Consider the following 23,326-nt stretch of genomic DNA (forward strand, 5'->3'; position numbering starts at 1 on the left):
AGAACGCTGCTTTATGCAGCGTTTCTTATTTGTTTAACAATAATATTTGATCAATACTAATATCATTAGAAGACAATCCGTTGTACCTTTTTAGTTCTTCTACTGTTACACCATATTTTTTTGAAATTGAATATAAGGTATCCCCTTTTGCAACAGTATGACTATTCAAATCAACCTTATCATCATTTTTAAACTTTTTACCTAAGACTTGAGTATCGTATTTATGCAAATCATACTTTTCAATAAGCGCTATTAATTTTGCAGGATATCTTCTATCAGTAGCATAACCAGCTTCACTTAATCCTTTAGCCCATCTAACGTAATCTCCTTCTTTTAATTTGAATAATTTAGAATATCTATCTCTACTAGTTAAAAACAAAGAATGATCTTTAAATGAAGTGGCAGGATTTTCATATTTTCTAAAACATTCACCTTTTTCATCATCATCATGGTAAACACTTTCTCCTTCCCAACCTCTATGGCATTTTATGCCAAAATGATTGTTAGATTTTTTTGTTAATTCACTATTCCCACTTGACGATTCTAAGATTCCTTGTGCTAAAGTAATACTTGCTGGAATTTGAAACTTACGCATAGATTCCATTGCTGTATTTTTATAATTTTCAATATAATCTAAGGTTGAATTTTTAATTACTGAATTTTTGCTGGTCGTAGTAGTATTCGTATTACTTATAGGTTGGTTGGTTTTTACAACAATAACTTCCTTCTTGTGTGATTTTCTAACAACACTTTTTTTAGATTTACAACTTGAAAGTAAACCTACTATTACTAGTAATATTAATAAATAATTAAACTTCATACGTTATACTATTTGAGCTAATTTTTTCTTTTCTAACACTAAATTCATTCCATCAATTCCTTGTAAACCACCGGTATGAATTGCCAAAATTTTAGTTCCTTTTTTAAAATAATCTTTTTTTATTAAATCAACAATACCAAATAACATTTTTCCAGTATAAATTGGTTCTAAAGGTACTTGCGTTTCAGTTTTAAAATTATTGATAAAAGTAATTAATTCTTCTGAAATTTTAGCATAACCTCCAAAATGATAATTTGTATTTAAACTCCAATTATTCTGTTTTAGTACATACTTTTTAATTTCATTTTGAAGAAAATCACCTTTTAAGGCAGGAAATCCTATTACTTTTTGATGATTTTTAGATGAATTTATCAATCCTGAAATTGTACCACCTGTTCCAATTGAACTACAAATCACATCATATTTTTCGTCTTCTTCTGTCAAAATTTCTTCACAACCTTTTACCGCGAAATTATTTGTTCCTCCTTCTGGGACTAAATAAAAGTCACCAAAATTTTCTTTTAGCTTAGCTATAAATTCAGGTGTGGTTTTATTTCTATACTCACTTCTTGAAATAAAATGAAATTGCATATGATGTTCAGAAGCAAATTTTAATGTTGCATTATTTCTAAGAATCTCTTCTAAATTATTTGCCAGTTCATCACCTCTTATAATTCCAATTGTTTTAAAATTATGTTCAAAACCTGCTGCTGCAGTTGCAGCAATATGATTAGAATAAGCACCTCCAAAAGTCAACAATGTATGCTGATTTTGTTTAGAAGCTTCCAGTAAATTGTATTTTAATTTCCTATATTTATTTCCTGAAATAAAGGGATGCAACTCATCTTCTCGCTTTATATAAAGAGAAATCTCTTTATCACTTATTTCAGCTAAATGAATTTTTTGAATTCTGCTATTTTTAGTTGCTAAGAACAATTCTCAGTTTTTTCTTCAATTTCAGCCCATTCCTCCATCAATTTTTCTACTTTTTGTTTTTTTGCTTTGTAGTTATCAAAAAAATTGGGTTTTGTCGAAGCAAGCTCAAAGTTTTCAGTTAAATCCACATCCATTTCTGAAATTTCTTTTTCCAACCTATCTATTTGAGTTTCTATTTTAGATAATTGATTCTTTAATTTTTTAAGTTCTTTTTCGTCTTCTCGTGATAATTTATATTCTTTTTTATTAGAAGCTTCTGGTTTTTTTGCTACTACCGTTCTCTTTTCTGCCTCTCGTAAATTCTCAAGTTGATGTTGCTCCAAGAAAAAGTCGATATCTCCTAAATATTCTTTAATCACTTTATCCTTAAAACCATATACTGTGGTTGCTAGTCCTTGTAAAAAATCTCTATCATGCGAAACCAAAATAAGTGTGCCATCAAATTTATTAAGTGCTTGTTTTAAAACATTTTTTGATGCAATATCCAAATGGTTTGTTGGCTCATCCATGATTAAAACATTGAACGGTGACAATAGTAATTTACATAATGCCAGTCTATTTCTTTCACCACCAGACAACATTTTAGCTTTTTTATCTACCGCATCTCCACCAAACAAAAAAGAACCTAGCATATCTCTAACTCTGGCTCTATTACCATCGGTAGCTGCATTTTCCATAATTTCCAATACCGTTTGTTCTGGCTCTAAATATTCTGATTGATTTTGAGCAAAGTACCCGATTTGTACATTGTGTCCTAATTTTAAATGACCGCCATGAGGAATTTCCCCAACTAAAATTTTTGCCAAAGTAGATTTCCCTTGTCCGTTTTGCCCTACAAAAGCTATTTTGCTATTTCTTTCAATTAGTAAATCAACATTTTCCAACACATCCTTTTTCCCATAACTCTTAGAAAGATTATCAGCTTCAACAACTACTTTTCCAGGTTCCTTTGAAATTTGAAATCGAATATTCATCACTGCATTGTCATCATCATCAACTTCAATAAGTTCAACTTTATCTAATTTTTTTATTAAAGATTGAGCCATGGTTGCTTTGTTTGCCTTGGCTCTAAATTTATCTATTAAAAGTTGGGTTGCTTTTATTTCCTTCTCCTGATTTTTTTGTGCTTGTAATTGCTTTTCTTTTATCTCGCCTCGCAATAATAAAAATTGAGAATAAGGTTTTTTATAATCATATATTTTACCCAAAGAAATTTCAATGGTTCTATTGGTTACATTGTCTAAAAACATTTTATCATGCGATACTAAAACAATGGCACCTGGATAAACTTTTAAAAAGTTTTCTAACCAAATAATAGATTCAATATCTAAATGGTTTGTCGGCTCATCTAATAATAAAATATCATTATTTTGTAATAATAACTTTGCCAATTCAATACGCATTCTCCATCCACCAGAAAAAGTATTTGTTAGCTTATCAAAATCTTCTCTTTGAAAACCTAAACCTTGTAATATTTTTTCTGTATTTCCTTGATAATTATAACCACCAAGCAATTCGTATCTATGTGTAAAGTCATTTAAATCAACCATTAAATCATGATAGTAATCACTTTCATAATCTGTTCTGTCAGCTAATTCTTGATTTATTTTTTCTAGTTTGCTTTCTATTTCTTTAATTTCTTCAAAAGCTTGGTAAGCTTCTTCTAAAATTGTTCTTCCTTCTTCAAAATCTATATCCTGACGCAAAAAACCAATACGTACTTCTTTATCAAAAGCCATAGTTCCACTAGTACTTTCAATATCTTTAGAAAGTACTTTTAGCAGTGTAGATTTTCCCGCTCCATTTTTCCCAATTAAACCAATTCTATCTCCTTTATTTAATTTAAAAGTAATTCCTGAAAACAAATCAGAACCGGCAAAAGAAACCGTTAAATTATGTACGTTAAGCATTTATATTTTATAATTTAATGTAAATTTGTGTGTTTTTATATCAACTTTGCAAACTTACTATAAATAAGTTTGGAACTGAATTAAAGTTTTTTATTTTAATAAAAAATGAGTCTTAGCTTAAATTTAATGAAAATCATAAAAAAAGGATCAAAATTATATAGCATTTTATTTAATAAATGCCCAAAATGTCATGAAGGTGATTTTATGGTTGAAAAGAACATTTTTAAACTTCATAAAGCATTTAAAATGCATGAAAACTGTTCAGAATGTAATTTTAAATATATGATGGAACCTTCTTTTTTTTATGGTGCTATGTATGTTAATTATGGGCTAACTGTTGGACTTGCAATAATAACTTTTGTAATATCTACATTAGTTTTTCATTTAAATTTATTGGAAAGTTTTATTCCTATTGTCGTAATATTAATTTTAACCGCTCCTATTACCATTCGTCTTTCTCGCATTGTTTGGATTAATATTTTTGTTTCCTACAGTGCTAATCTGAAAAAAGCTGCTGAAAACGATCAATAGAAATCTCTTTATCTAATGCGACTTCTTCTTCTAAATATTTGTACAATGCTTTTGCAGCTATAGGTGCAATCATAACTCCACGAGTTCCTAAGCCATTTAGAATCGCTAAATTTTTATGTATTGGATGCTTTCCTACCAAAGGTCTTCTATCTTTTACAGTTGGTCTAATTCCTGCTGTATGTTCAACAATTGTATAAGGAACGGTTATAAACGATTCTAACTTAGTACTCAATTCTTGTTTACCTTCTTCCGTTGGAAGCTTTGTTTTATCTTTCCAATTAAATGTAGCACCAACTTTATAATAATTGTTACCTAACGGCAGCACAAATACTGAAGCCTTTATTAAAAAATCTACATTTAATTTGGGAGCATGTATGGCTATCAACTCTCCCTTTGCTTCTTGCATTGGTAAATAATTAAAAAACGGATTTTTGGTGATTCCAAAGCCTTCACAAAAAATTATTTTTGATGCTTTTACATTTTTATATTCAACACCGTCATTGCATATTTTTAGTTCAGTGTATTCAAATCTTTCATTTTTTAATAAGTTGCTATCTGTTAGATAATTTTTGTAATCTTCCAATAAAGATTTAGTGTCAATTCTTCCTGTATTAGTTAATTTTCCAAAACCATTATCCGCTAAAACTCCATCAAATTTTTTATTAATTATTTGAGCAATCATATAATTAGTTAGCAATGGTTTATCACAAGCAATAAACCAATTGTTTTGTTCCTCAACCGATTTAAATATTCGGTAAATATCTACTGGGAAATCATATTTTTTATTGAATTGCTTCTCTAATTTCGCATAAAAGGGCACTGCAATTTCTAATTGTTCTATTGCATTCCAAACGGGGGTGAAACGTTTTAAAATTACCGGATTGTACATTCCTCCTGCAACAATTGAAGAATTTTGAGAATTATCTTCAAAGACTATAAATGATTTTTTATTGTTGTCTAACTCTTTTGTAAAGGCTAAACCTGCTAATCCTAAACCGACAATTATATAATCTACTTGCATCGGACAAATTTAGGCTATAAAACAAAAAACTCTTGCTATATGCAAGAGTTTTTTGTTTTATAATAGGTAGAATTTAGTAATTCCACATATCTAATTCTTTATTTCTAATACCCTCTTTAATTTTATTAGATTCCAATACTTGGAATAATGCATTTCCTTTTACATATTGTGCTACATCTCTATTCCCATAAATATTCTCTTCTCTATAAATAATAGAGTTAAATCTTCTTGCATTTAACAAGTGATCAAATGAAATTGGGTATGCTGAATTTTTTTGGTTGAAAACTTTCATTTCATGAAGTGTATTTCTCGCATCTGGAAACCACACCCAAAACAACGCTAATTGTTCATTAAGATTAAAATTTTCTCTTCCCATTGTTTGAATATCTGGTGCAACTGGTGCTATTGCCAATAAACGATATTTTAATTCTCCCTGACGCTTGTCAAAATACCAAAGTCCTTTAATTTTGATACCTTCAATATCTTGAGATGTTAAGTTAATTTTATCAATATATTCATCAATATTGGTTGCTCCTGCATTCAACTCATCAATACCTGCTTCAGTAGTATCAATTCTGTACAATTTTCTATTTATTTCAGCCTTAGTCATTTTAGCTGTAAAATAGTCATCATCATAAACTTCAGTAATTACATCGCTCTTAATACCTTTTAATAAGGTATCAAACAAAGAACGTCTATTCCCAGAGATACTTGTAGTATCAATTGGGTAATACATAGGTAAATTAATACGCTCATTTAAATCTATATATTCCCATACAACTTTAGACCATAAAATATCCCTATCGTCTATATAACCGTATTCTAATGGCTTGTCATTATCAACAGCTAATTGCTCGGCTGTTTTCACACCAATATCAGAAGGATTTTGCGCATTCAATAAATTTGATTGTGCATATATTGAATTAAATAGCAAAAATGCTAAAATAAAAATCCCAATATGTTTCTTATTTATCATTTAAAATTTATTTTATTGTATTTCAATACTTACAGCTGATGCTTCTTTAATTTTATAAGTAGTATTACCTACTAACGATGATTTAATATCGAATATTGTAACTACATCACCTCTTTTAGCTTTAGCAATAGCTTTTTTAGCTTGAGCATCCATTTTACTACCTCTAACTACCACTGCACCTTGTCCTGGTACTTTTAAAGTAAAACCTGAAGTCCTAAGTACTAAATCAAAATCAAAATCTGGTAATTCAGCACCAACAGTAGAGTTTTCCAAACTAGTTTTAGGCATTATAACATACCCCATTTGTTTTCTTATACTTCCACTTGGAGAAGGAATATCCTTTATTCTAAAATTTTGAGAAGTACTAACTGTCTGTCCATCAGGCATTTTACCTGAAACACTAATTTTAACTTCATTTCCTGTACTAGGTGTCATTGTGTATTTACCTGAACCTGTTGCTCTTTTTAGTCCAACTCCATTTGCAGTAACTAAATTATCAGGTATTCCTGGTATTGAAATTGTCATAGGATTTGGCACTCCCCTATATACAACATTCATTTTATCTGCAGAAATTACGGCACTATTTGGTTTTGGAATTACAGCATAAGAACTATTAATTTCTATTTCAACAGGTTCTCCATTTTCCATAAAAACAAACTTCCCTTTAATTTCTCTCTCACCTACTGCACCTGCTGGAAAATTAAGTTCCGCACCACCATCTTTAATTTCTTTAATTTCAATTCCATTTACAACCACTTTTTCTGGTTTTAAAGAAGCATCATAACGTCCTAGTACTATTTTTCCTTTAAAATTTTCACCTTGGAAAAATGCTGATTTTTCAGGAATTAAAATAGTTTTATAGTTTGACATGGAAACGTCACTTTCTAATTGACCTCCTAGAAGGTTTCCATAAATATCAGATTGTGTTGTTTTAATATCTGTTTGCATTGATGTTAAATTAGTAATGGTAGATATTAAAGGGAATCCTTCATATCTATTATTTAACCATGCTTGTTTAATTCCTCCTTCTGTTTCCTGATCAGATGTGTTAAATCTCTTATTAATATTTGCTATAATAACTGTATTATTCCCAACAAGTTTAATTATTTGGTCTCTATAGGAGTTTATACTATTTAAAAATTCTTTTCCACCTTCAGTAAAGGTATCTCCTTTAAAAAAATATTCATCGACAATTCCTGCCTGATCCATAGATTCATAATCTTTAACATCTTCAATCTCAGCAAGGAATAATGCCTTTTCACCCTCTAAAAAGCTGTTGAAATTTTTTGACAAATCATCAACTTTTTTAGCTGTATCATATAAGGATTTATATTTTTCTGGTTGTTCCTGAGCTTTGGTTGCTATATTTGATAATATATCATTATTCTTTAAGGATGTAGCTGTATTATTATCAACCAACTTTTCATTCACAAACCCGAAAGCTGAGAGTACTTCTTTGGACATATTCATTGCTAACATCGCAATAAAAATTAAGTACATTAAGTTAATCATTTTCTGCCTTGGTGATAGTGTACCTGAAGCCATACTAATTAGTTTTTTTTATTAATTTATTAGCCAATATTCAACTAATTACTTTTTATTAGACATTGCAGATAACATACCTCCATAAACACTATTCAGTGAAGAAAGACTTGTTGTTAAGGATTCCATTTGTTCTTTTAATTTCTCTGAATTTACAACAACTTGTTGATTAATCTCAGCTTGTCTACTTGAGCTATCAAGTTGTACTTTATACAAACTATTTAACGATTCCATTTGAGCTGCTGCCATTGACATTTGCTCGCTATATCTATTTGTAGCAGCTATAGAGTCTACCGCAGGTGCAATATTTTCTGCAGCACCTTTAAAGTTTTGAATACTTTCTCCTAAACTTTGCATTAAACCGGCATCTAATTTAGCTTCTTTCAGCATTGAATCTAACTTTTGGGAAAGTAAACTTTGAGATTCTCTTGCATCTTTTCTATCTTTATCTCTATCTTGTCCACTTCCTAATTCGGGATAAACTAGTGCCCAATCCAAATCATCATCAACAGGTTCGAAAGCGGAAATAGCAAATATTATAGCTTCCGTAATTAACCCAATGGCTAACATAACATTTCCTGTTAAAAAACCTATATGGAAATGTGTAAGTTTAAAAAGAGCTCCTATAATAACTACAGATGCTCCAAGGCCATAAGCCATATTAAATATTTTTTTAGTATTCTTTGATGATGCCATAATTTTAATTTTTAAGTTTGGGTTATTTTTTTTTAATTACCTTCAATGTTAGTTCCTAAAAAATCTTGTACTGTTCTAAAACCAATATAACTTCTTGCTGAGTCACCGTATTCATAATCTCTTGTACTAACTTCTAAAAAATACGCTACATCTTTCCAGGATCCTCCTCGAATAATTTTTCTGTGATTTTCTGAGATTTCCACATTTGGATTCATGGTTGAACCTATATAATAGGATGCTTCACTATAAGCTGTATTTGTCCATTCAGATACATTACCTGCCATGTTATAAAGTCCATAATCATTTGGGTTATACGATTTAGCTTCCATAGTATACAAAGCTCCATCAACAGCATAATCACCTCTAGCTGGTTTGAAATTTGCTAAAAAACAACCTCTATCAGAAGTTGTATAAGGTCCTCCCCATGGATATGTTGAATAATTTAAACCTCCACGTGCAGCATATTCCCACTCTGCCTCAATTGCCAATCTAAAATATGGTACTGAACTTGCATTCTTTTTTGACTTTAAAAAATCGTTTTTCTTTTTCGTTCTCCAACTACAAAATGCTTTTGCTTGTTTCCAATTAACTCCAACAACTGGGTAATCAGAATACGCTTGGTGAAAGAAATAATCTTGGTGCATTGGATCATTATAAGAATAATTAAAATCTTTTACCCAAACAGTTGTATCAGGATATACTTCAACTATTTCATCTTTAATAAAATCTTTTCTGTCTCCTTTTTCTTTTGCAGCTGCACCTCTATCTAACCATGAGTATTTGAATTTTAATTTTTTGGTATCCAAAATTCTTTTTCCATCAAAACTATTTTCAATAGATACGTACATTGTATCCATTACTTCTGAATAATATTCGTCTGGAAATTCATTATTATCCCAAATTAATTCTTCTCCCCAATTTAATGATCTTCCTTGTAATGGTGAATTTACATCTCCTAAACTACCATAATTATTCATCATATACTTTTGGTATGGAGACATATTTGTAGTATCTGGATTTGAAAATTGGTAATCTGGGAGAATTATATTGGTGTCATCAGACATTAATTCTGATAATAGCGCTAATTTTGTTCTTATAATTGAATCTCGAACCCAAAATACAAATTCTTTATACTCACTGTTCGTAATTTCAGTTTCATCCATATAAAATGGTCTTACAGTAACTGTTCTTGAAGGTGTTGTAAGTGATCCTGCAACATCTTCATCACTTTTCCCCATTGTAAAAGAACCTCCTGGAATTAAAACCATTCCTAATGGTTTTTGTGAATACCATCTACTTTGTGATCTTACACCTATCAACTCACCTTGGTCACTAGAACCACAGCTATATACTAATAAAGCCAATAAAATATACAATGATATTTTCTTCATAATTATTTTCTTCATCTATTTAGGCAAACCTATTACTAATTATTTTAAAAAACAATATTTACTTTAATCTGTTTAAAACAAAAAAAAACGTATTTTATTATGTATGAATACATAATTTTTTATACTAATTTTTTTAATGTCTTAAACCATCTATCAGGGATTTCCTGATTAGTTGCACTTATATAATCTTCATAAGTACATGGTATTAACGCATGTCTCTTAAATTTATTATTATCGTTTAAATTAATTTCCATCCACCAACGACCACTCTTATTACTTTTATGAAAAGTAAGTATTTGATCGTCAATTGGCACACTATATTTTTGGTAATTATCTTTTAACCCAAAAGGATAATCTTTTGCTCTATAATTAACACCTTCAATAAAATACCATATCATTTGAGATATTAATTGAGCTGTTTGGGTTTTAGCATCAAATTCAGCATTGTATTCATAAATACCAAATGAAGTTACCTTGTCACTTATTCCTGCATAACGTGAAATAGCGCAAATATCTGCTCCTGAAAACCCGTTTGGTGTTGCATTCTTATTTGCAGGTGCATCTGAATTTTTGATAGCAGATAAATCTATCGTCACAATATCTGCATCTCTCATCAATGGCTCAACTAGTTTAATGGAGTTTACAACCTCTCCCAATCTATACGTATCAAAGAACAAACTATCTAATAAATCAATTTCCTCTTGAGAATTAAAATAGGTTTGATAACCAATATTACTATAATTAAATAAATTATTTGGCTTATTCATTACAATTTTACTCAAGTATGACTGTGAAGTCAATTCATCTTCTATAGAGCCTAAATCAAATTTATTGTCAACTGCTACTATGTTTACAGTTTGCTCAAGTTTATCGTATGCTCTATAATTGGCATACGTTAAATCCTGACTTCCGCCTATGATAATAGGTATTATTTTATTTTTAATTAAGTAAGATAATAAGTTCCCTAAAGCAAAATAAGTGTCCTCAATTGTATTTCCTTGTGAGATATTTCCTAAATCAGCAACACTTATTGGCCAATTGCCTAGATATAATTTGTATAATTCTTTTCTAATTTCATTTAAATTAGAACCTGTTCCGTAATTTCCTACAGAAGCCCTTCCTTCTTCTACACCAATTATTGCTATTCTTATTTTAGTTAAATCTGGAAAACCATTTTGCGCTGTATAAATATCGATACATTGACCAAAAGCTTGACTAGATTGCATTTTGGCATGAATCAATAATGTTTCATCAACAGGATTAAGATATTCGAAATTCATTGATTAGGGGTTGTTATCTTTTTCTATTTTGGAGCAAGATAATCAAAAAATTTATTTTTTCGTTGTTTTACGCTTTGTAGTTTTTTTAGTTGCTTTCTTTTTGGGTGATTTTTTTTCAATTATTTCTTTTACTTCTTCTAACGTCAATTTTAAAGCATCGACAGTTTTTGGCAGTTCTATCTTTAATTTTCCTTTTAAAATGTTTGATCTACCCCAACGTGCTTTTTCAACTCTAATACCTTCTTCTTCCCAGTTGTGCAATACTTTCTCAATATCTTTACGTTTTTTATCTTCAATTAATTCAACAATATTTTCTTTTGTTAAATTATCAAAATCGTATTTTTTATTGACATTAATATAAATTCCATTCCACTTTAAAAACGGACCAAAACGTCCAACTCCTTTTTGAACTGGTAAATTATCATGTTCACCAATAGGAGCATCGGCTTCTTGCTTTTCTTGAATTAATTCTATAGCTCTATTAATATCAACAGACATTGGATTTTCATCCTTCGGAATTGAAACAAACATGGTGTCATATTTAATATATGGGCCAAAACGACCGTTTGCTACTATTACCTCAATATCTTCATAGCCACCAATAGTTTTAGGCAGTTTAAATAAATCCATTGCTTCTTCATACGTAATTGAAGTTAACGTTTGGTCTCCTTGTAAACTAGCAAACTTTGGTTTTTCTTCATCGGTTGCTTCGCCAATTTGAACCATTGCTCCAAATCTTCCTAAACGAGCATATACATTTTTTCCACTTTCCGGATCTTCTCCTAATAAACGCTCTCCTTTTGCACGGTCAGCATTTGCTGCAACATCTTCAACTATTGGGTGAAATTTATTGTAGAAATCTTTAATCATAGAAATCCAATCTTCTTTTCCTTCAGCAATATCATCAAATTCAGATTCTACTTTTGCAGTAAAACCAAAGTCTAAAATATTTGAGAAATTTTCAACTAAAAAATCGTTTACAATGTTTCCAATATCAGTAGGTGTTAATTTACCTTTATCTGAACCAACTTTTTCTGTTAAAGTAGCTAAAGTTACTTTTTGACTTTCTAATTTTATCTGTGTATAATCTCTATCTGTTCCGTCAATACTACCTTTTTCTACATATTCTCTACGCTGAATTGTAGAAATTGTTGGTGCATATGTTGATGGACGACCAATACCTAATTCTTCTAATCTTTTTACTAAAGAAGCTTCTGTATAGCGATATGGCGCTTTTGTATAACGCTCTGTTGCTGTAATAACTTCATTTATTAAAGATTCACCTTCAGCCATAAAAGGAAGCATTCCTTCTTGTTCTTCATCTTCTAAATCAGTACCTTCTAAATACACTTTTAAGAAACCATCAAACTTTATCATTTCACCATTTGCTGTTAAAACTTTGGTGTTTTTGTTATTGGTAATTTTAACATTGGTACGTTCTAACTGAGCATCACTCATTTGAGACGCAATTGTTCTTTTCCAAATTAAATCGTACAATCTATCTTGGTCATAATCAACTGAAACAGATTGTGTGCTCATAGTTGTAGGTCTAATTGCTTCGTGAGCTTCTTGAGCCCCTTTAGCTTTTGTACTAAAGCTTCTTGGTTTGCTATATTCTTTTCCAAAAGATGATGTAATTTCTTCTTTTGCATCATTTTTAGCATCTTCTGATAAATTTACACTATCCGTTCTCATATAGGTTATAAAACCTGCTTCATACAAACGTTGCGCTATCATCATAGTTTTAGCTACCGGAAAATATAATTTTCTTGAAGCTTCTTGTTGTAATGTTGATGTTGTAAATGGTGCTGCTGGTGATTTTTTAGCTGGTTTTTTCTGAAGGTCTTCAACTTTAAAATCAGCTTCAATACATGAATTTAAAAACGATTCAGCTTTTGCTTTCGTTTCGAAATTTTTAGGTAAAGTTGCTTTAAATTTCTTTCCCTCTTCAGTAATAAATTCAGCAACAACTTTATAAGAAGCTACGGGCTTAAATTCACTAATTTCTCTTTCTCTTTCAACAATTAAACGCACAGCAACAGATTGCACTCTCCCTGCTGATAAACCTCCTTTTATTTTACGCCAAAGTACAGGCGACAATTCATAACCTACTAACCTATCTAAAACTCTTCTTGCTTGTTGTGCATTTACTAAATTATAATCTATACTTCTTGGATTTTCAACAGCTTTTAAAATAGCTTTCTTTGTTATTTCGTGAAAAACAATTCGCTTTGTATTGGCTTCTTTCAGCTTTAATTGCTCAAATAAATGCCATGCAATAGCCTCTCCCTCACGATCCTCATCCGATGCTAACCAAACAGTATCAGCTTTCTTCGCTAAATCTTTTAACTTTTTAACAATTGCTTTTTTATCAGTTGCAACAACATATTTTGGCATAAAATCTCCTTCTACATCAATTCCAATTTCCTTTGAAGGTAAATCTGCAATATGCCCAAAACTTGATTCTACTTGAAAATCTTTTCCTAAAAAATTTTCTATTGTTTTTGCTTTTGCCGGTGACTCAACTATTACTAAATTTTTAGCCATATTTCTTATTAATTATTTTCTTTCATCTCTCAATAATTTCTTTTTCTTCTTCAAAATTATTTAGAATCTTATTGAGATTTTGGATTGCAAAAGTATATAGATTTTTTTAAATGGGAAGTTTAAATAAATTTTAAACAAAAAAATATTACTCAAAAACATAGACTCCTATTGGCTTTTCAGCAATAAAATAAAAATAAAAAGAGCCCGAAAAACTGATTATTATTATAAAAACTTAGTATAAATTAAAGGTGCTAAGCAATTTAATATCATTATTTTCATAAGAATATTGGTATAAAACACCTTCTCCAATCATTAATAAATGATTTTCAAGAGGAATTACATCAAAAGTATTAATGTCTTTAAAGTGGTTTAATAACACAATTTCATTTACATCGGTTTTATCATATACTTTTAAACCTGCATCTCCATCACAAATAAATAACTTTTCATCTTTTACTCCCAATCCATAAGGTCCTACCATGGAATACGAATTTTCTAATATCGGATTTTTAATATCTGAAATATCTACAATTTGCAAACTGCTATCAAAAGCACCACAAGAATTCCCTGACCTTAAAGTAATATACGCATAATTATCATCAACTACAACGGGGTCACAAGCCGTTCCATGACTAAATTCAGATACAAATTGGGGCGAACTTGGTTCTGTAATATCATAAATAAACATACCAGACATGCTACCTAAAAACAAGTATTGGTTTTGATTAAAAATAGTTTCAATATCAAAACCTGCAGATACAGATTCCAACTGAGTTGGGTTATCTAAATTCCCAATATCAAAAATATGTATTGAATGGCTATCAACTGCATATAAATACGAGTTTACAATTTTAAAACGAGCCATTGAACCTCCTTGACCTGAAGTGACCACTGCTTCAGCAAAAGCAATATCATTATAAAGTATATTTGTATTTATTTCTCTTCTTTCACGTTTAATTACCCAATCTACAACTACATTATTTTGAGTGTTTAAAGCTTGCCAGTCTACTACAGTATTTTGAGGTATGCTGTAATAATATGGAAAAACATCATTTAAACGATTTACTAATTTTATATTATTAATATCTGAAATATCAAAAACCAATAAATCAATAAAACTATCAGCATATAGGAAATTGTTTTTAACTGAAATATCTATATTTCCAAGTATCTGTAAAAATGAAATTTTAACCGGATTTTCAGGATTTGTGTTGTTAATAATATGAATCCCTTTATTTTTATCATTTACAAAAATATACTTGTTGTAACTGTAAATTTTTCCAGATTGTTCAATTACTCTTGGAGGTAAAATATCTACCGATTTTCTTAATTCATCAAAACTAATTGTTACTGGTGTTGCTAAATCATAGTATTCATACTTGTCATCATTTGAACAAGAAATAAAAAAAATTGAAATTAAAATCGCCGAAAAAAATAAATTTTTAGTTTTCATATTAAAACAATTTAAATAGTATTTACTTAAACAAAGTTAAGATATCTTAACTTATTTCAAATTTAAAATATTCTGCCAATATGTCATATATCTGAAAAAATGAATTATATTTGCACCTGAATAAAAGATATATGAGTCAAGAAAAAGTAATCGTAGAAAAAAACCAAGGTCAAGCGCTTTTGACCAATCAAATAGAAGGTAATAGCAAAAAACTATATATTGAAAGTTATGGTTGTGCTATGAATTTAAATGATAGTGAAATTGTAGCAGCAATACTATCTGAACAAGGATATAACACCACCCATTTAATTGAAGAAGCCGATTTAGTTTTGGTAAATACCTGCTCAATTAGAGAAAAAGCAGAACAAACTGTTCGTAAACGTTTAGAAAAATACAATGCCGTTAAAAAGATAAATCCTAGAATGAAAGTTGGGGTTTTAGGTTGTATGGCAGAACGTTTGAAAGAAAAATTTTTAGAAGAAGAAAAAATAGTTGATTTAGTTGTTGGGCCAGATGCTTACAGAGATTTACCAAACTTATTAGAAGAAGTAAATGCTGGACGAGATGCCGTTAATGTAATATTATCTAAAGAAGAAACCTATGGAGATGTTTCTCCTGTTCGATTAAATAGCAATGGAGTTTCAGCTTTTGTATCTATTACCAGAGGTTGCGATAATATGTGTACTTTTTGTGTAGTTCCTTTTACACGAGGGCGAGAACGTAGCAGAGAACCAAAAAGTATTTTAGAAGAAGTTAAACAACTTAGCGAACAAAATTATAAGGAAATTACACTTTTAGGTCAAAATGTGGATAGTTACCTTTGGTATGGCGGCGGATTAAAAAAAGACTTTAAAAATGCTTCAGAAATTGCACAAACAACTGCTATTGGATTTGCTGAATTATTAGAAATGGTAGCTATTGCATTTCCAAAAATAAGAATTCGATTTTCTACATCCAATCCTCAGGATATGAATTTAGATGTAATTTACACCATGGCAAAACACGATAACATTTGTAATTACGTTCATTTACCAGTTCAATCTGGTAGTACTTCTGTACTAAAAAGAATGAATAGACAACATACGCGTGAAGAGTATATGGAATTAATTGATAACATTAAAAAAATAATTCCTGATTGCGCTTTATCACAAGATATGATGACTGGTTTTTGTGGTGAAACTGAAGAAGAACATCAAGAAACATTAAGTTTATTAGAATATGTGAAATACGACTTTGGTTTTATGTTTGCCTATTCTGAACGACCTGGAACTCCTGCAGCTAAAAAAATGGAAGATGATATTCCACTTGACGTTAAGAAAAGACGTTTAGCTGAAATAATTTTAGTGCAACAAAAACACAGTTTATATCATTTAGAACAGTTTGTTGGAAAAACTGTTGAGATTTTAATTGAAGGTTCTTCAAAAAAATCTGACGCACATTGGAAAGGTAGAAATTCACAAAATGCGGTTGCGGTTTTCCCAAAAGGAGATGAAAAAATTGGTGATTTTGTAAATGTTTATATTGAAGATTGTACTTCAGCAACGCTTCTTGGAAAAAGAATTTAAAACTATGGAATCATTACAAGCAATAAAACAACGTTTTGAAATTATTGGAAACGATATTCATTTAAACCGAGCTTTAGAAAAAGCAATTAGAGTTGCACCAACTGATATTTCAGTATTAGTTACGGGTGAAAGTGGTGTAGGTAAAGAAAGTATTCCGAAAATAATTCATAATTTATCACATCGTAAACACGCAAAATATATTGCTGTAAACTGTGGTGCAATTCCTGAAGGAACTATTGACAGTGAACTTTTCGGGCACGAAAAAGGCTCTTTTACAGGAGCAACTTCTGCACGTAAAGGATATTTTGAAGTAGCTGATGGTGGTACTATTTTTTTAGATGAAGTTGGTGAATTGCCATTAATTACACAAGTTAGATTATTGCGTGTATTAGAAAATGGTGAATTTATTAAAGTTGGTTCTTCACAAGTAGAAAAAACAAATGTTCGTATTGTTGCTGCAACTAACTTAAATATGCACGATGCAATTGGAAAAGGAAAATTTAGAGAAGATTTATACTATCGTTTAAGCACTATTGAAATACATTTGCCTCCATTACGTGATCGTTTAGCTGATATTCATTTATTATTTAGAAAATTTGCAGCAGATTTTGCTCAAAAATATAAAATGCCAACTGTTAGACTTTCAGAAAGTGCTGTAAAAATGTTAGAAAATTATGGCTTTCCTGGAAATATTCGCCAGCTGCGTAACATAGCAGAACAAATTTCAGTAGTTGAAGAAAATAGAGAAATTTCTTCGCAAAAACTGCTTCAATATTTGCCAAGTAAAGGAACAAACCTACCATCAGTTATAGATCAAAAAAATTCAAGTGGTAATTTTGCAAACGAACGAGATATCATGTATAAAGTGTTGTTTGACATGCGAAATGACATTAACGATTTAAAAAAGTTAACGCTTGATTTAATGAAAAGTGGAGACAGCCATAAAGTTCAAGAAGAAAACAAAAATCTTATTAAAAAAATATACAAAGAAGATTCTTCAGAAATAGAAAATGAAAACAATGTTGAAGTTGTTCGTATTAATGAAAAATTTAATTTTGATGACGATTTTGAATTCACTGAAACTATTGATGATGATGAAAGTTTATCAATTCAAAGTAAAGAAATTGAATTAATAAAAAAATCATTAGAAAAAAACCAAGGAAAACGAAAATTGGCAGCAAAAGAATTAGGTATTTCTGAAAGAACATTATATCGTAAAATAAAACAATACGATTTATAGTTTAAATAATTAACTTTGAATTTATTTTTTAAATTCATCAAAACAGGTTTAAAACATTTTAATGAAAAAATTTAAATACACCCTTTTATTTTTATTGATTGTTTCTGCTCAAAGTTGTGGGATATATTCATTCACAGGAACTAATTTACATCCCGATGTGAAATCAGTGCAAATAGATTATTTTCCAAACAACGCTATTTTAGTTGAACCTTCTTTAAGTCAGGAATTTACAATTCGTTTTCAAGATTTATTCACAACACAAACCAATTTAACTCTAGTAAAATCAGGTGGAGATTTACAATTTGAAGGTGAAATAACTGGATACAAAATTAACCCAATGACTGCAACTGCAGCACAAACTGCAGCACAAAACCGCCTTACAATTACAGTAAATGTTCGCTTTTATAATAATAAGTTAGAAGAAGATAATTTTGAAAGAACGTTTTCTCACTATTATGATTATGATGCTAATGCACAATTAGTAGGTGGAATATTAGATGATGCTTTTAATGAAATTTTGGAACGCGTAACACAAGATATTTTTAATGCTTCAGTAGCAAAGTGGTAACTTTATGAATAGTTCACAATACATAAACATATTACAAAACCCTGAATCTATAAATACGTTAAGAACGCAGAAATTAGAAGAAATTGTTAGTGAATTTCCTTATTTTCAATCTGCTAGAGCATTATTATTAAAAGGACTTAACAAAACTAATAGTTATAAATATAACCCAACATTAAAAAAAACTGCTGCTTATACTATAGATAGAAGCGTACTTTTTAACTTTATTACATCCCCAATATTTATTAATAAAACAACTACAAATGTTGAAGTATTAGAAGATATTGAAATTGTTGAAGCCGAAACTATTAAAGTATTACATGAAAAAATAACAGCTATTGTTTCTTCTAAAAATGAAAAAACAAAACTTACAATTGTTCCAAAAGAAGAAATTGAAGAAAATGCACAAAATGCAACTGAAGTTCTAGAAATTGGCAAACCACTCTCATTTAGTAGTGCTGAACCTCATTCATTTAATGAATGGATGCAATTAATTAGTCAAAAACCAATTATTAGAGAAGAGAAAAAAAACGATAAATTTAGTGTTATAGACAAATTTATTGAGTCAAACCCAAAAATTAAGCCTGTAGATAAAAACGCTGTAAATTTTGATGTTTCCATTGAAAGTTCTAAAGAAAATGACAATTTAATGACTGAAACTTTAGCTAAAGTTTACTTAGAACAAAAGAAGTATGGAAATGCAATTAAAGCATATCGCATTTTATGTTTGAAATATCCAGAAAAAAGTAGTTTCTTTGCAGACCGAATTAAAGCAATAAAAATTTTACAAAGAAACAAGTCATGACGTATACATTATTTTTAGTTCTAATTATGATCGTAGCATTCTTGCTAATTCTAATTATTATGGTACAAAACCCTAAAGGTGGAGGATTATCTTCTTCTTTTGGTGGTGGTGGAACACAAGCATTAGGTGGAGTTCAAAATACAACTAACTTTTTAGACAAAAGCACTTGGACATTATCAATAATATTACTTGCGCTCATTTTATTATCAAATTTTGTAGCACCAAAAGTAAATGTAATTGATACAAGTTCAGAAATTGAAAACACTATTGAAAATCGTGAAGTTCAAGATGTACCAGAACTACCTGCTGCAACAACAACTTTAAAAGATTCCGCTCAATAATATTTAAAAAATATAGAAAATAAAAATGCCAATGTGGATGACACGTTGGCATTTTTATTTCCTATATTTTTAGTTAAAAAGTACATTTGTCAGTTTTACTAAACTGGCACACTTTTAGACAGTTTAATTCATAGAATTCATAAATTTCAAACAAATTACAAATGAACAAAAATACTATTAAACCATTAGCAGATAGAGTTTTAGTAAAACCTCTTGAAGCTGAAACTACAACTGCTTCAGGACTTATTATTCCTGATTCAGCGAAAGAAAAACAACAAGAAGGTACTGTAATAGCTGTTGGTAATGGCACTAAAGATGAACCAATGACTGTAAAGGTTGGTGATACTGTTTTATTTGGTAAATATGCAGGTTCTGAACTAGTTTTAGAAGGTACTGAATATTTAATCATGAGAGAGTCTGATATTTTAGCAATTATTTAATAGTTTTAAAAATAAAAAAATGGCAAAAAATATAATTTTTGATATAGAAGCACGTGATGGTTTAAAGCGTGGTGTTGATGCTTTAGCAAATGCAGTTAAAGTAACATTAGGACCAAAAGGAAGAAATGTTGTTATAGGAAAATCTTTTGGTGGACCTGTAATTACTAAAGATGGAGTAACTGTTGCAAAAGAAATTGAATTAGAAGATCCTTTAGAAAATATGGGAGCTCAAATGGTGAAAGAAGTTGCTTCAAGAACTAACGATTTAGCTGGAGATGGAACAACAACTGCAACCGTATTAGCGCAAGCAATTGTAAAAGAAGGATTAAAAAATGTTGCTGCAGGCGCAAATCCATTAGATTTAAAACGCGGTATTGACAAAGCGGTTGAAGCTATTGTTAAAAATTTAAGAGAGCAATCTCAAGAAGTAGGTAACAAATCAGATAAAATAAAGCAAGTCGCTTCAATTTCATCAAATAATGATGAAACTATTGGTGATTTAATTGCACAAGCTTTTGAAAAAGTTGGTAAAGAAGGTGTTATTACTGTTGAAGAAGCTAAAGGAACTTCTACTTATGTAGATATTGTTGAAGGAATGCAATTTGACAGAGGTTACTTATCTCCTTATTTTGTTACTAACGCTGATAAAATGTTAGTAGATTTAGAAAATCCATATATTTTATTATTCGACAAGAAAATTACAAATCTTAAAGATTTATTACCAATTCTAGAACCTGTTGCCCAAAGTGGAAAACCATTATTAATAATTGCTGAAGATGTTGAGGGTGAAGCTTTAGCTACATTAGTAATGAACAAATTACGTGGAGCACTAAAAATTGCCGCAGTAAAAGCTCCAGGTTTTGGTGATAGAAGAAAAGCAATGCTAGAAGATGTTGCAATCTTAACAGGTGGTACTGTAATTGCTGAAGAAAGAGGTTTAACTTTAGAAAAAGCAACACTTGAAATGTTAGGTACTGCTGAAAGAGTTACTATTGATAAAGACAATACAACTATTGTTAATGGTGCTGGAAATGCTGAAGATATAAAAGGTAGAGTTGCGCAAATTAAAGCGCAAATTGGAACTACTACTTCAGATTACGACAAAGAAAAACTACAAGAACGTTTAGCTAAATTAGCTGGTGGTGTTGCTGTTTTATATGTAGGTGCTGCTAGTGAAGTTGAAATGAAAGAGAAAAAAGACAGAGTAGACGATGCATTACATGCAACTCGTGCTGCTGTTGAAGAAGGTATTGTTGCTGGTGGTGGAGTTGCTTTGGTAAGAACTATAGAAGTTTTAAAAACACTTACTACTGATAATTTAGATGAATTAACAGGTGTTAAAATTTTAGCAAGAGCAATTGAGGAACCATTACGTCAAATTGTAGAAAATGCAGGTGGTGAAGGTTCAGTTGTAGTTGCTAAAGTTATGGAAGGAAAAGGAGACTTTGGTTATAATGCTAAAACTGGAGAATATACTAAAATGCTAAAAGCTGGTATTATTGACCCTACTAAAGTAACAAGAATTGCGTTAGAAAATGCTGCTTCAGTTGCAGGTATGATTTTAACAACTGCTTGTTCATTGGTTGATATAAAAGAAGATGCTCCAGGTGGCGGTATGCCTCCAATGGGTGGTGGAATGCCAGGAATGATGTAAAAAAGTTATTCAATATATTATAAAAAAATCCGATGCTAAAAACATCGGATTTTTTTGTTTACTGAAATTTTAAATTATCACTTTAAATTATACTCTAAGCTTTACATGAACATTTTCCTGGTGCACACATTTCACTATCTTTAGTCATTGAAGCCATTTCTGATTGGCACTCACATACATCGCCTTCACAAGTGCATTCGCCAGCTTCTTTACACTTACAATTGTCAGCATGTATCATTTCTTTTGCATCAACTGATTTTACTTTTAAATCCATTTTACAAACTGGGCAAGAACCCACTTCATCATATGTTTTTCCTTTTTCGCAATCCATTGGACATTGGTAAACATCCGCTGTAGACATTTCTTCTGAACCATGGTCATGACCTTCATGACTTTCAATTTTAACATCTTCTTTAACTTCTTCTTTTTTAGTTTCTTTACACGCAGTAAAAAGTACAACAAACGAGAAAATTGCTGTAAGTACAAAAATTGTTTTTTTCATTATTTTAATTTTTAAATATTATACATTTTATATAGTCTACTAAAGTAATAAAAAATGACAACTCTTTTTAAACTTTTTTCAGGTCTTAGTTTTCTTGCTTCAATTTTTGATAATAAAAAGCTGGTAATAAAACCAGTAAAAAAATTGGGTGAATTAAAAATCTCCTAACATAAAAAATAAGTTTATAATCGTTACTTAAATTAAATTTCAAAAGTATAAATAGTATAACGCTTAATGCTACAAATGCAATTGTGTAAAATTTAAAAGAAAATTTTAGAATTTTAAAATTATCAAAAACTACATACAAAATAGCTAAAGAAATTATTGTATTCATAAAATACCTATAAAATAAATTTAGAAAAAAAAAATTCAAATTTATTTCAGGAATTGAATTATGAAGGTAATCGGCTTTAAAATATTCAATTAAAGGGTCATAAAAATATGGTTGAACAAAAACTCTAACAGCAACTAACATTAAAACCAAAAATACTATTAGAAATATTTGAAGTTGTTTTTTCATTTTTTTAGCGTTGAAAATTTTCTTATCCACAAAAACCAAAGCAAAAAAGTAGTTCCATAAATTATTAATGGGAATAAAATATCATGCAACACATATTGATATTGAGGGAATTTGTATAATGCAATTGAAATTATAACAATTCTAAAAACATTGGTTACATACAAAAGTAAACTTCCAAATACTATAAATAAAAATGTTGTTTCTAAATCACTTGAAAAAGCCACAATAAAAGAAATAAATAATATAATAATACTAATGGAATTACACCCTTCAATAATACGAGCAATGAATATATTATCTATAAATAATTTAACAGATACTTCTTCAGTATGTTGTTCAATTTTAGCATTATACCCAAAAAAATTTAACGCAATTTCAGTTTGTTTTGCAACAATTTTGGTAATTGGAGCACAAGAAAACACTTCACTATTTTTTTGTGTTTTATTCAAATAAGCTGAATAGATTAGAAACAACAATATATAGGTTCCGAAAAATTTAATCAAAAATAATATGACCGTTTTATTGCTTTGCACAAAAAAAGAATTTTAATTTTGCATAAAACTACAAATTTATATGAACATTTCTATATTA

At 29.7% G+C, this 23,326-nt stretch carries 22 protein-coding genes; 8 read left to right on the top strand and 14 right to left on the bottom strand.

The window, feature by feature from the left end:
• Window positions 1–25 precede the first annotated feature (25 nt).
• Genes Q0352_RS12460 through Q0352_RS12470 form a run of 3 tightly spaced genes read right to left on the bottom strand, consistent with a single transcriptional unit; the run spans window position 26 to window position 3,666 of the window.
• Window positions 26–820: a glucosaminidase domain-containing protein gene (locus Q0352_RS12460; protein WP_299527976.1), complete on the bottom strand. Its 795-nt coding sequence runs from the start codon at window positions 818–820 to the stop codon at window positions 26–28.
• A gap of 3 nt (window positions 821–823) precedes the next feature.
• Complete coding sequence (locus Q0352_RS12465; protein ID WP_299527977.1) at window positions 824–1,756, bottom strand: 1-aminocyclopropane-1-carboxylate deaminase/D-cysteine desulfhydrase; 933 nt, start codon at window positions 1,754–1,756, stop codon at window positions 824–826.
• Window positions 1,747–3,666 (bottom strand): ABC-F family ATP-binding cassette domain-containing protein, encoded by a 1,920-nt coding sequence (locus tag Q0352_RS12470; RefSeq protein ID WP_299527978.1) that lies wholly within the window; start codon window positions 3,664–3,666, stop codon window positions 1,747–1,749. The genes Q0352_RS12465 and Q0352_RS12470 overlap by 10 nt, the downstream gene beginning before the upstream one ends.
• Window positions 3,667–3,792: 126 nt before the next feature.
• Between Q0352_RS12470 and Q0352_RS12475 the strand changes: the two genes are divergently transcribed.
• Window positions 3,793–4,197: a DUF983 domain-containing protein gene (locus tag Q0352_RS12475; RefSeq protein WP_367274645.1), complete on the top strand. Its 405-nt coding sequence runs from the start codon at window positions 3,793–3,795 to the stop codon at window positions 4,195–4,197.
• On the opposite strand, the gene Q0352_RS12480 is transcribed toward Q0352_RS12475, so the two are convergent.
• The 8 genes from Q0352_RS12480 to Q0352_RS12515 all read right to left on the bottom strand — a co-directional run bounded on the left by Q0352_RS12480 (window position 4,163) and on the right by Q0352_RS12515 (window position 15,103).
• The gene (locus Q0352_RS12480) at window positions 4,163–5,218 is read right to left on the bottom strand and encodes an FAD-binding oxidoreductase (RefSeq protein WP_299527979.1); all 1,056 of its coding nucleotides are present in this window, start codon (window positions 5,216–5,218) and stop codon (window positions 4,163–4,165) included. The two genes, Q0352_RS12475 and Q0352_RS12480, sit on opposite strands and share 35 nt — an antisense overlap.
• Window positions 5,219–5,291: 73 nt before the next feature.
• The gene (gene gldN, locus Q0352_RS12485; RefSeq protein WP_299527980.1) at window positions 5,292–6,194 is read right to left on the bottom strand and encodes a gliding motility protein GldN; all 903 of its coding nucleotides are present in this window, start codon (window positions 6,192–6,194) and stop codon (window positions 5,292–5,294) included.
• A 12-nt stretch (window positions 6,195–6,206) separates the two neighbouring features.
• Window positions 6,207–7,739 (bottom strand): gliding motility protein GldM, encoded by a 1,533-nt coding sequence (gene gldM, locus Q0352_RS12490; RefSeq protein ID WP_299527981.1) that lies wholly within the window; start codon window positions 7,737–7,739, stop codon window positions 6,207–6,209.
• A 45-nt stretch (window positions 7,740–7,784) separates the two neighbouring features.
• Entirely contained in the window at window positions 7,785–8,432 is a 648-nt protein-coding gene (gene gldL, locus Q0352_RS12495) for a gliding motility protein GldL (protein ID WP_299527982.1), read from the bottom strand.
• A gap of 32 nt (window positions 8,433–8,464) precedes the next feature.
• Window positions 8,465–9,838: a gliding motility lipoprotein GldK gene (gldK, locus tag Q0352_RS12500; RefSeq protein WP_299527983.1), complete on the bottom strand. Its 1,374-nt coding sequence runs from the start codon at window positions 9,836–9,838 to the stop codon at window positions 8,465–8,467.
• Between the two features lie 104 nt (window positions 9,839–9,942).
• Window positions 9,943–11,103: a formimidoylglutamase gene (locus Q0352_RS12505; RefSeq protein WP_299527984.1), complete on the bottom strand. Its 1,161-nt coding sequence runs from the start codon at window positions 11,101–11,103 to the stop codon at window positions 9,943–9,945.
• A gap of 51 nt (window positions 11,104–11,154) precedes the next feature.
• A complete protein-coding gene (topA, locus tag Q0352_RS12510; RefSeq protein WP_299527985.1) occupies window positions 11,155–13,650 on the bottom strand; it encodes a type I DNA topoisomerase in 2,496 nt (831 codons plus the stop codon).
• Between the two features lie 232 nt (window positions 13,651–13,882).
• Window positions 13,883–15,103 carry a hypothetical protein gene (locus tag Q0352_RS12515; RefSeq protein ID WP_299527986.1) on the bottom strand — a complete coding sequence of 407 codons (1,221 nt, stop codon included), beginning with the start codon at window positions 15,101–15,103 and terminating at the stop codon, window positions 13,883–13,885.
• 131 nt (window positions 15,104–15,234) lie between these two features.
• On the opposite strand from Q0352_RS12515, the gene miaB reads away from it, so the two are divergent.
• The 7 genes from miaB (at window position 15,235) to groL (ending at window position 21,713) form a co-directional block, all read left to right on the top strand.
• On the top strand, window positions 15,235–16,668 hold the full coding sequence (gene miaB, locus Q0352_RS12520) for a tRNA (N6-isopentenyl adenosine(37)-C2)-methylthiotransferase MiaB (RefSeq protein ID WP_299527987.1): 1,434 nt from the start codon (window positions 15,235–15,237) through the stop codon (window positions 16,666–16,668).
• 4 nt (window positions 16,669–16,672) lie between these two features.
• A complete protein-coding gene (locus Q0352_RS12525; RefSeq protein WP_299527988.1) occupies window positions 16,673–17,908 on the top strand; it encodes a sigma 54-interacting transcriptional regulator in 1,236 nt (411 codons plus the stop codon).
• A 61-nt stretch (window positions 17,909–17,969) separates the two neighbouring features.
• A complete protein-coding gene (locus Q0352_RS12530; protein WP_299527989.1) occupies window positions 17,970–18,476 on the top strand; it encodes an LptE family protein in 507 nt (168 codons plus the stop codon).
• A gap of 4 nt (window positions 18,477–18,480) precedes the next feature.
• Window positions 18,481–19,278 carry a hypothetical protein gene (locus Q0352_RS12535; RefSeq protein ID WP_299527990.1) on the top strand — a complete coding sequence of 266 codons (798 nt, stop codon included), beginning with the start codon at window positions 18,481–18,483 and terminating at the stop codon, window positions 19,276–19,278.
• A complete protein-coding gene (secG, locus tag Q0352_RS12540; protein ID WP_299527991.1) occupies window positions 19,275–19,619 on the top strand; it encodes a preprotein translocase subunit SecG in 345 nt (114 codons plus the stop codon). Before Q0352_RS12535 ends, secG begins: the two co-directional genes overlap by 4 nt.
• Window positions 19,620–19,780: 161 nt before the next feature.
• Entirely contained in the window at window positions 19,781–20,059 is a 279-nt protein-coding gene (groES, locus tag Q0352_RS12545; protein ID WP_299527992.1) for a co-chaperone GroES, read from the top strand.
• 19 nt (window positions 20,060–20,078) lie between these two features.
• Entirely contained in the window at window positions 20,079–21,713 is a 1,635-nt protein-coding gene (groL, locus tag Q0352_RS12550) for a chaperonin GroEL (RefSeq protein ID WP_299527993.1), read from the top strand.
• Between the two features lie 94 nt (window positions 21,714–21,807).
• On the opposite strand, the gene Q0352_RS12555 is transcribed toward groL, so the two are convergent.
• From Q0352_RS12555 to xrtF, 3 genes are all read right to left on the bottom strand, one after another.
• Window positions 21,808–22,215 (bottom strand): heavy metal-binding domain-containing protein, encoded by a 408-nt coding sequence (locus Q0352_RS12555; RefSeq protein ID WP_299527994.1) that lies wholly within the window; start codon window positions 22,213–22,215, stop codon window positions 21,808–21,810.
• 85 nt (window positions 22,216–22,300) lie between these two features.
• Window positions 22,301–22,735 (bottom strand): exosortase F system-associated protein, encoded by a 435-nt coding sequence (locus Q0352_RS12560; protein ID WP_299527995.1) that lies wholly within the window; start codon window positions 22,733–22,735, stop codon window positions 22,301–22,303.
• Complete coding sequence (gene xrtF / locus Q0352_RS12565; RefSeq protein WP_299527996.1) at window positions 22,732–23,268, bottom strand: exosortase family protein XrtF; 537 nt, start codon at window positions 23,266–23,268, stop codon at window positions 22,732–22,734. The genes Q0352_RS12560 and xrtF overlap by 4 nt, the downstream gene beginning before the upstream one ends.
• Window positions 23,269–23,326: the final 58 nt, after the last annotated feature.

Source organism: uncultured Lutibacter sp. (assembly GCF_937891065.1).
Lineage (GTDB): Bacteria > Bacteroidota > Bacteroidia > Flavobacteriales > Flavobacteriaceae > Lutibacter.

What these genes read in the sequence shown, in the direction of transcription:
- Q0352_RS12460 (WP_299527976.1), bottom strand. Translation starts at nt 820, where the DNA reads ATGAAGTTTAATTATTTATTAATATTACTAGTAATAGTAGGTTTACTT.
- Q0352_RS12470 (WP_299527978.1), bottom strand. Translation starts at nt 3,666, where the DNA reads ATGCTTAACGTACATAATTTAACGGTTTCTTTTGCCGGTTCTGATTTG.
- Q0352_RS12475 (WP_367274645.1), top strand. Translation starts at nt 3,793, where the DNA reads ATGAAAATCATAAAAAAAGGATCAAAATTATATAGCATTTTATTTAAT.
- Q0352_RS12480 (WP_299527979.1), bottom strand. Translation starts at nt 5,218, where the DNA reads ATGCAAGTAGATTATATAATTGTCGGTTTAGGATTAGCAGGTTTAGCC.
- gldN (WP_299527980.1), bottom strand. Translation starts at nt 6,194, where the DNA reads ATGATAAATAAGAAACATATTGGGATTTTTATTTTAGCATTTTTGCTA.
- gldM (WP_299527981.1), bottom strand. Translation starts at nt 7,739, where the DNA reads ATGGCTTCAGGTACACTATCACCAAGGCAGAAAATGATTAACTTAATG.
- gldL (WP_299527982.1), bottom strand. Translation starts at nt 8,432, where the DNA reads ATGGCATCATCAAAGAATACTAAAAAAATATTTAATATGGCTTATGGC.
- gldK (WP_299527983.1), bottom strand. Translation starts at nt 9,838, where the DNA reads ATGAAGAAAATAATTATGAAGAAAATATCATTGTATATTTTATTGGCT.
- Q0352_RS12505 (WP_299527984.1), bottom strand. Translation starts at nt 11,103, where the DNA reads ATGAATTTCGAATATCTTAATCCTGTTGATGAAACATTATTGATTCAT.
- topA (WP_299527985.1), bottom strand. Translation starts at nt 13,650, where the DNA reads ATGGCTAAAAATTTAGTAATAGTTGAGTCACCGGCAAAAGCAAAAACA.
- Q0352_RS12515 (WP_299527986.1), bottom strand. Translation starts at nt 15,103, where the DNA reads ATGAAAACTAAAAATTTATTTTTTTCGGCGATTTTAATTTCAATTTTT.
- miaB (WP_299527987.1), top strand. Translation starts at nt 15,235, where the DNA reads ATGAGTCAAGAAAAAGTAATCGTAGAAAAAAACCAAGGTCAAGCGCTT.
- Q0352_RS12525 (WP_299527988.1), top strand. Translation starts at nt 16,673, where the DNA reads ATGGAATCATTACAAGCAATAAAACAACGTTTTGAAATTATTGGAAAC.
- Q0352_RS12530 (WP_299527989.1), top strand. Translation starts at nt 17,970, where the DNA reads ATGAAAAAATTTAAATACACCCTTTTATTTTTATTGATTGTTTCTGCT.
- Q0352_RS12535 (WP_299527990.1), top strand. Translation starts at nt 18,481, where the DNA reads ATGAATAGTTCACAATACATAAACATATTACAAAACCCTGAATCTATA.
- secG (WP_299527991.1), top strand. Translation starts at nt 19,275, where the DNA reads ATGACGTATACATTATTTTTAGTTCTAATTATGATCGTAGCATTCTTG.
- groES (WP_299527992.1), top strand. Translation starts at nt 19,781, where the DNA reads ATGAACAAAAATACTATTAAACCATTAGCAGATAGAGTTTTAGTAAAA.
- groL (WP_299527993.1), top strand. Translation starts at nt 20,079, where the DNA reads ATGGCAAAAAATATAATTTTTGATATAGAAGCACGTGATGGTTTAAAG.
- Q0352_RS12555 (WP_299527994.1), bottom strand. Translation starts at nt 22,215, where the DNA reads ATGAAAAAAACAATTTTTGTACTTACAGCAATTTTCTCGTTTGTTGTA.
- Q0352_RS12560 (WP_299527995.1), bottom strand. Translation starts at nt 22,735, where the DNA reads ATGAAAAAACAACTTCAAATATTTCTAATAGTATTTTTGGTTTTAATG.